The sequence below is a fragment of the Delftia sp. ASV31 genome, from assembly GCF_016428765.1.
In the GTDB taxonomy this organism is placed as follows: domain Bacteria; phylum Pseudomonadota; class Gammaproteobacteria; order Burkholderiales; family Burkholderiaceae_C; genus Comamonas; species Comamonas acidovorans.
Genome location: NZ_JAELTK010000046.1, coordinates 40,571 through 47,528 on the forward strand (window position 1 = coordinate 40,571; position 6,958 = coordinate 47,528).

At 66.4% G+C, this 6,958-nt stretch carries 8 protein-coding genes; 5 read left to right on the forward strand and 3 right to left on the reverse strand.

Annotation, left to right across the window (positions count from 1 at the left end):
- Positions 1 to 43: 43 nt before the first annotated feature.
- Positions 44 to 1,552 carry a PLP-dependent aminotransferase family protein gene (locus JHD82_RS17170; RefSeq protein WP_233174772.1) on the reverse strand — a complete coding sequence of 503 codons (1,509 nt, stop codon included), beginning with the start codon at positions 1,550 to 1,552 and terminating at the stop codon, positions 44 to 46.
- Positions 1,553 to 1,652: 100 nt separating this feature from the next.
- On the opposite strand from JHD82_RS17170, the gene JHD82_RS17175 reads away from it, so the two are divergent.
- From JHD82_RS17175 to JHD82_RS17185, 3 genes are read left to right on the forward strand one after another with little or no spacing between them, the layout of a single operon-like run.
- Positions 1,653 to 2,282, forward strand: coding sequence for an FMN-binding negative transcriptional regulator (locus JHD82_RS17175; RefSeq protein WP_197957068.1), 630 nt, complete (start codon positions 1,653 to 1,655; stop codon positions 2,280 to 2,282).
- Positions 2,283 to 2,316: 34 nt separating this feature from the next.
- A complete protein-coding gene (locus JHD82_RS17180; protein ID WP_065346822.1) occupies positions 2,317 to 2,664 on the forward strand; it encodes an antibiotic biosynthesis monooxygenase in 348 nt (115 codons plus the stop codon).
- A gap of 20 nt (positions 2,665 to 2,684) precedes the next feature.
- The gene (locus tag JHD82_RS17185) at positions 2,685 to 3,089 is read left to right on the forward strand and encodes a DUF2809 domain-containing protein (RefSeq protein ID WP_199137708.1); all 405 of its coding nucleotides are present in this window, start codon (positions 2,685 to 2,687) and stop codon (positions 3,087 to 3,089) included.
- On the opposite strand, the gene JHD82_RS17190 is transcribed toward JHD82_RS17185, so the two are convergent.
- The gene (locus tag JHD82_RS17190) at positions 3,090 to 3,338 is read right to left on the reverse strand and encodes a DUF1272 domain-containing protein (RefSeq protein ID WP_199137710.1); all 249 of its coding nucleotides are present in this window, start codon (positions 3,336 to 3,338) and stop codon (positions 3,090 to 3,092) included. It lies immediately after the preceding gene.
- A gap of 38 nt (positions 3,339 to 3,376) precedes the next feature.
- Complete coding sequence (locus JHD82_RS17195; protein WP_199137712.1) at positions 3,377 to 4,270, reverse strand: cation diffusion facilitator family transporter; 894 nt, start codon at positions 4,268 to 4,270, stop codon at positions 3,377 to 3,379.
- A gap of 245 nt (positions 4,271 to 4,515) precedes the next feature.
- Between JHD82_RS17195 and JHD82_RS17200 the strand changes: the two genes are divergently transcribed.
- Together JHD82_RS17200 and JHD82_RS17205 are read left to right on the forward strand one after the other, a co-directional pair.
- On the forward strand, positions 4,516 to 5,145 hold the full coding sequence (locus JHD82_RS17200; protein ID WP_012204140.1) for a VOC family protein: 630 nt from the start codon (positions 4,516 to 4,518) through the stop codon (positions 5,143 to 5,145).
- A gap of 146 nt (positions 5,146 to 5,291) precedes the next feature.
- Positions 5,292 to 6,958 (forward strand): valine--tRNA ligase (locus JHD82_RS17205; protein ID WP_199137719.1); only part of this gene is annotated, 1,667 nt, incomplete at its 3' end.

Genomic DNA, 6,958 nt, shown 5'->3' on the forward strand with positions numbered 1-6,958 from the left:
CTTTAGGGGCGTCGGCACCCAAGGCCCGTGAACCGGCACCCGGTCACGGGCTTTTTTGCGTTGCGGATTGGGTCTGCCACTGACTGACCACGCCCGCCAGCCTGCGCACCCCTTGCTCGATGGCCTGCGGCTGCAGGCTCGCATAGCCCAGGACCAGCCCGGCGCAGGACTGGCGGCGATGGGCATCACCGGCCGCATAGAGCGGCGAGATGGGGCGAACGCCCACGCCACGCTCTCGCGCCAACCGCACCAGGGCAATCTCATCGCGCTGATGCACGGCAGGCACCCAGGCCACCACATGCAGGCCGGAGGCCGAGCCTTCGACCTGCACCGCGCCCGGCAGGTGCCGCTCCAGCGCCTGCAGCAATGCCGCCCGCCGGCCTTCGTTGCGACGGCGGGCAGCGCGCACATGGCGCTCGTAGCTGCCGTCCTCGATCAGCGCGGCCAGCACCAGCTGGTCCAGGCGCGGTGCATGCCGGTCGGCCAGCCGCCGGGCTTCCCGGAACACGGGCACCAGGGACGGCGGCAGCACCAGGTAGCCCATGCGCATCTGCGGCGACAAGGCCTTGGAGAAGGTGCCGACATGGATGACGCAACCCACCTCGTCAATGGACTGCAGGGCGTCGATGGGGCGCAGCCCGTAGCGGAATTCGCCGTCGTAGTCGTCTTCCAGAATCCAGGCACCCGTGGCGCGCGCCCAGGCCAGCAGTTGCTGCCTGCGGCCTATGGGCAGCACGCCGCCCAGCGGAAACTGGTGCGAGGGCGTGACATAGGCCAGCCGCGCCTGGCGCCCGGCCAGCGCCGAGGTATCCAGGCCCTGTTCATCGACGGCCATTTCCTGCAGGCATGCGCCCTGGGCCTCGAACACGCGGCGCGCCATCAGGTAGCAGGGCTCTTCCATCAGCACGGTCTCGCCCGGATCGACCAGCACGCGCGCACACAGGTCGATGGCCTGCTGCGAGCCCTGCACCACCACGATCTGATCGGCCGAACAGACAAGCCCCCGCGCCCGGCGCAGATAGCCTTGCAGCGCCGTGCGCAGCGCCGGCTCGCCTTCGGGCGCGTCGTAGGACAGGGAGGACTGGCGCTGCACGATGGCGCGGTTGTAGGCGCGCCGCCAGGCCAGCGTGGGAAAGTCGTCAAAGGCCAGGGCGCCGTAGAGAAAGTCGATCGGGGCCGGCCCACCATCGCCTGCTGCCGGTGGCAGGGCTGACGCCAGCGCATCCACCCGCTGCCCATAGGAAGACAGCCGGGGACGGCCATGCTGCTGGGCCGCTGCCGGCATGCTGCGCGCACGGCTGCGCTGCGCCGCACCAGCCGCCACGCGCGCCCTGCTGCCTGGAGCAGTCTCCAAATAGCCTTCAGCCGCAAGCTGCTCGTAGGCGGCCGTGACGGTGGTGCGAGACACACCCAGGTCCAGCGCCAGGGCGCGGGTGGAGGGCAGGCGTGCGCCCACGGCCAGGCTGCCGTCGGCCACCTGTGATTTCAGCCATTCGTGGAGGGTGCGGGCGCCGGGCGCTGCGCCGGCATGGCGGGTGAAAGTGGATTTCAACTGGTCTGCCAAAAAATCACGAAACTGGATTTTTCATTGTGCCAGGGATGGTGGATAGTCCGGTTTCCCCCGATGCCGGCACACCAGCCCAGAAGCGCCCATGTACACGCCCGCCCATTTTTCCCTCACCGATTCCGACAGCCTGCACGGCCTGATCCGCAGCCACCCCCTTGGCACGCTCGTCACCCAGGCCAACGGCGTGCTGGACGCCAACCACCTGCCGTTCCTGCTGGATGCGGACCCAGGGGAGATGGGCACGCTGAGCGCCCATGTGGCCCGCGCCAATCCCATCTGGCAGCAGTGCCGCGACGGCGCCGAGGTGCTGGTCGTCTTCCGTGGCGCCGAAGGCTATATCTCGCCCAGCTGGTATCCGAGCAAGCACGAGACGCACCGCCTGGTGCCCACCTGGAACTACGAGGCCGTGCATGTGCACGGGCAAATCAGCATCCATGACGACGAGAAATTCGTGCGCGGCCTGGTCGGGCGGCTCACGCGGGTCCATGAGGCATCGCAGGCCCAGCCCTGGAAGATGTCCGACTCGCCGCGTGAATTCATCGACGGCATGCTGCAGGCCATCGTCGGCCTGCAGATCCGCATCACCCGCCTGGAGGGCAAGGCCAAGCTCAGCCAGAATCGGCAGGCCCGCGACCTGGAAGGCGCCATCGGCGCGCTGCGCGAGCGCGGACAGGAGCCGCTGGCCGGTGCCATGGATGCGGCGCCGCGCATCTAGCGCCAGCCACCCTCACACAGATTGCCAACCACCGATGTACACATCCACCTTCACCTTCGCGCCGGGCGAATACGACGCGCCATTCCATGCCCTTGACGGCCGGATCGCCGAGATCGCCCGCGCCATCCCCGGCTACCTGGGCGAAGAGGCCTGGGAAAACCCCGCCACAGGCCTGGTCTCCAACGTCTACTACTGGCAGACCTGGGAGGCGCTGCAGCAACTAATGCGCCACCCTGCGCACCTCGAAGCCAAGCAGCAACAGGCGCGCTGGCTCAAGGGCTACCAAGTGGTGATCGCCCAGGTGGTGGGCAGCTACGGCGACGGCGGGATAGCGCACCCGCTGGCCACCACTGCGCAAGGCACTGCGCACCCGGCTCGCTGACCGGACCCGCTTTTGGCCCGATGATGGCGGCCATGCGATGGCGTTTTGATCCTGTTTCCCTGGCGTGGGCGGTGGCCCTGTTTGTCTTGCTCGTGCTGCTGGCCACCGTCGGCGCGCGCTGGGGCTGGGTGCGCAGCTTCTTCGGCGACGTGTTGGCCGTGGCCTGGGTCTATGCCGTGTTCAAGACCGTGATCGCCGCGCGCGTGCTGACGCTGGCATCGGCCGCGCTGTGCGTGGGCCTGCTGGTGGAGCTGGGCCAGTTCCTGGCATCGACCTTCCAGTTGCACATTCCCAACCGCGCTTTGCGCATCGTTCTGGGCAGCACGGCCGACTGGTGGGATGTGCTGGCCTATGTGATGGGTTTTGCAGCCGTGCTGGCGGTGGAGGCTGCGTTCCAAAGCCGCAGGGCCAGGCCTGTGCTCTGATCAGGCCCGAACAGCGCAGCCGCCGGCCTTGAGCACCCGCTTCGTCGAGGCCGGATACCGCTCCAGCTTGTCCGCCGGCCGGCGCGGCCTGGCCACCAGCTCGCCACCGCAGTTGGGGCAGGCGCCGTGCAGCACGTAATCCGCACAGCCGGCACAGAACGTGCACTCGAAGGTGCAGATGCGAGCCTCGGCGGACTCTGGCGGCAGGTCCTTGTCGCAGCATTCGCAGTTGGGTCGAAGCTCAAGCATCGGTGCACTCCGGGTGTGGTCCATGAAGACTGGGCATCCTAGTGGATGTGCTCTGCTGGGGAGCGGTCCTCGCGCTCCATCTGCAGCGTCGTATGGTGCAGGTCGAAGCCGGCCTGCAGCCTGTCTTCGATATCGCGGCGCACCTGCTCGCCGTCCGCGCCGGGCAGCAGCACCACATGGCCGGTCAGCATGGGCTTGCTCTGCGTGACCGCCCACAGGTGGACATCGTGGATCGCTGCCACGCCCGCCGTGCCCGAAATCGTCTCGCGCACCGCCTGCAGGCTCATCCCCGAGGGCACGCCTTCCAGCAGGATGTTGATGCACTCGCGCAACAGGGTCCAGGTCCGCGGGAACACCATGAAGCCGATGCCCACGGCCACCGCCGAGTCGATCCAGCGCCAGCCCGTCAGCCAGATCAGCGCAGCACCGGCGAGCACGCCGACCGAGCCCAGCATGTCCGCCCATACCTCCAGATACGCGCCCTTCACGTTCAGGCTCTCGTCCTTGCCGCCAGACAGCAGGCGCATGGAGAGCAGGTTGATCACCAGGCCCACGGCCGCCACCGCCATCATGCCCAAGGACTGGATTTCTGCAGGCGCCGACAGCCGGCGGTAGGCCTCATACAGGATGTAGAAGGCCACGCCCAGCAGCACCAGCGCATTGACGGCGGCGGCCAGGATCTCGAAGCGCGCATAGCCGTAGGTGCGCAGCAGGTCGGCTGCCTTGCGGCCGGCGCGTATGGCCACCAGGGCCAGCAGCAGCGCCATCGCATCGGTCAGCATGTGCATGGCGTCGGAGATCAGGGCCAGGCTGCCCGTGACCATGCCACCGATGATTTCCACCACCATGAAGGTGCCGGTCAATCCGAAGGCAAACCAGAGGCGGGATTCCGGCAGGGCACGCACGTCGCCGTGCTGATGGCTGTCGCTCATGAGATTCCTTGACTTGAAAACGGTTGTGAACAGAGGGCCGCTGCACCGATGGCGTCCATGGCAGGCCGGGGCGCGGACCTCCATGAGAAAGCGTGAAGTGACTTGAAGGTCAAGTGCTGCCGGCAACTGGCACCGCAGGTGGCCCGGACACCGCAGCGCGCATATCCCTGCATTCATCGCAACATTTCATTTAGGTAAATTGATTACGAATAGTAGAATCAAAACATCCACCAAGGAGACATTCGATGAACACAAGCGCCCGTCCCGACCTGTCCACACTGCCACCGCCCGCCGCCGTGCAGCAGCTGCACCACTACGCCTACAAGGCCCGCGATGCCGAGGAGACCCGCCACTTCTACGAGGACATCCTGGGCCTGCCGCTCTATCACATCATCCAGAGCGACTACGTGCCCAGCACGGGCGAGTACTGCCCCTACACGCACTTCTTCTTTCGCCTGAAGGATGGTTCGTTCATCGCCTTCTTCGACATCGGCGACGACGAAAAGGCCCTGCCCTCGCCCAACACGCCGCTGTGGATCAACCACATCGCCTTCCGCGTGGACACCGTCGAGGAACTGGAGAACACCAAGGCCCGCCTGGTGGCGCATGGCATCGAGGTGCTGGGCGTGACCGACCACCACATCTTCAAGAGCATCTATTTCTTCGATCCCAACGGCATCCGCCTGGAGCTCTCAGCCCAACTGGCAGACGAAGTGCAGATGGCGCGCGAAAGCACCACCGCCCACGCCCGCCTGAACGAGTGGACGGCACGCAAGGAGCAATGGCGCAAGGAACGCGCCGAAGGCAAGGCCGCCCAGCCGCTCAAGCCCCAGAGCAACGACCGGCCCGAGTTCGTCCCCGACGCAGCGGCCTGAATAAGACCCGGCGAACAGGCAGACGGACGGGGTCGGTAGAATCCCCGTCAAACCGTCATCCATTTCGCATATGCAGACGGCATCCCTTCAACGGATGCCGTTTTCATTTGCCAAACGCCATTCGCACAATTCCCCGCAAGCAAGCCATGAGCGACACCATTGCCCAGCCAGGCCTCGACAGCCTGTCCAAATCGTTTGAACCCGCAGCCATCGAGGCCCAATGGGGCCCCGAATGGGAAAAGCGCGGCTACGGCGCAGCCGGCGTGCGCGGCACGGGCCAGGCAGATGCATCCCAGCCATCGTTCTCCGTCCAGCTGCCGCCGCCCAATGTGACGGGCACGCTGCACATGGGCCATGCGTTCAACCAGACCATCATGGACAGCCTCACGCGCTACCACCGCATGAAGGGCCACAACACGGTCTGGGTGCCCGGCACCGACCACGCGGGCATCGCCACCCAGATCGTGGTGGAGCGCCAGCTGCAGGAGCAGGGCATCGCCAGCCGCCACGACATGGGCGCGACGCCTCCCGAGGCGCGCAAGAACTTCGTGAGCAAGGTCTGGGAGTGGAAGAACCAGAGCGGCAACACCATCACCGGCCAGATGCGCCGCATGGGCGACAGCGTGGACTGGAGCCGTGAGTACTTCACCATGGACGACAAGCTGTCGTCCATCGTCAACGAGACCTTCGTGCGCCTGTACCAGCAGGGCCTGATCTACCGTGGCAAACGCCTGGTGAACTGGGACCCCAAGCTGATGTCCGCCGTCTCCGACCTCGAGGTCGAGAACGAGGAAAAGGACGGCTCTCTGTGGCACATCGCCTACCCGCTGGCCGACGGCTCGGGCCAGCTCGTGGTGGCCACCACGCGCCCGGAAACCATGCTGGGCGACGCGGCCCTGATGGTGCACCCCGAGGACGAGCGCTACCAGGCGCTGATCGGCAAGTCCGTGATCCTGCCCCTGGTGGGCCGCGAGATCCCCATCATTGCCGACGACTACGTGGACCGCGAGTTCGGCACGGGCGTGGTCAAGGTCACGCCTGCGCATGACAACAACGACTACGCCGTGGGCCAGCGCCACGGCCTGCCGATGATCTGCGTGCTGACGCTGACGGCCACCATCAACGACGAGGCGCCCGAGAAGTACCGCGGCATGGACCGCTTCGTGGCGCGCAAGGCCATCGTGGCCGACCTGGACGCGGCCGGCCTGCTGGTCGAGACCAAGAAGCACAAGCTCATGGTGCCCATCTGCACGCGCACGGGCCAGGTGATCGAGCCCATGCTGACCGACCAGTGGTTCGTGGCCATGAACAAGGTGGGCGAAGGCGATGCCACGGGCAAGTCCATCGCGCAGAAGGCCATCGATGCCGTCTCCAGCGGCCAGGTGCAGTTCGTGCCCGAGAACTGGGTCAACACCTACAACCAGTGGATGAACAACATCCAGGACTGGTGCATCTCGCGCCAGCTGTGGTGGGGCCACCAGATTCCCGCCTGGTACGACGAGGACGGCAAGGTCTACGTGGCCCGCACCGAGGAAGAAGCCCGCGCCCAGGCCCCCGGCAAGACGCTCACGCGCGACGAGGACGTGCTGGACACCTGGTACTCCTCGGCCCTGGTGCCGTTCTCCACCATGGGCTGGCCGAACCAGACCGAGGCGGCCGACGATGACTACAACCTCTACCTGCCCAGCTCGGTGCTGGTCACGGGCTACGACATCATCTTCTTCTGGGTCGCCCGGATGATCATGATGACCACGCACTTCACGGGCCGCGTGCCCTTCCGCCATGTCTACATGCATGGCCTGGTGCGTGACGC

Excerpts from the sequence above, each read along its gene's own strand:
- JHD82_RS17200 (WP_012204140.1), top strand. The coding sequence starts at position 4,516 with ATGAACACAAGCGCCCGTCCCGACCTGTCCACACTGCCACCGCCCGCC.
- JHD82_RS17190 (WP_199137710.1), bottom strand. The coding sequence starts at position 3,338 with ATGCTTGAGCTTCGACCCAACTGCGAATGCTGCGACAAGGACCTGCCG.
- JHD82_RS17185 (WP_199137708.1), top strand. The coding sequence starts at position 2,685 with ATGATGGCGGCCATGCGATGGCGTTTTGATCCTGTTTCCCTGGCGTGG.
- JHD82_RS17175 (WP_197957068.1), top strand. The coding sequence starts at position 1,653 with ATGTACACGCCCGCCCATTTTTCCCTCACCGATTCCGACAGCCTGCAC.
- JHD82_RS17180 (WP_065346822.1), top strand. The coding sequence starts at position 2,317 with ATGTACACATCCACCTTCACCTTCGCGCCGGGCGAATACGACGCGCCA.
- JHD82_RS17195 (WP_199137712.1), bottom strand. The coding sequence starts at position 4,270 with ATGAGCGACAGCCATCAGCACGGCGACGTGCGTGCCCTGCCGGAATCC.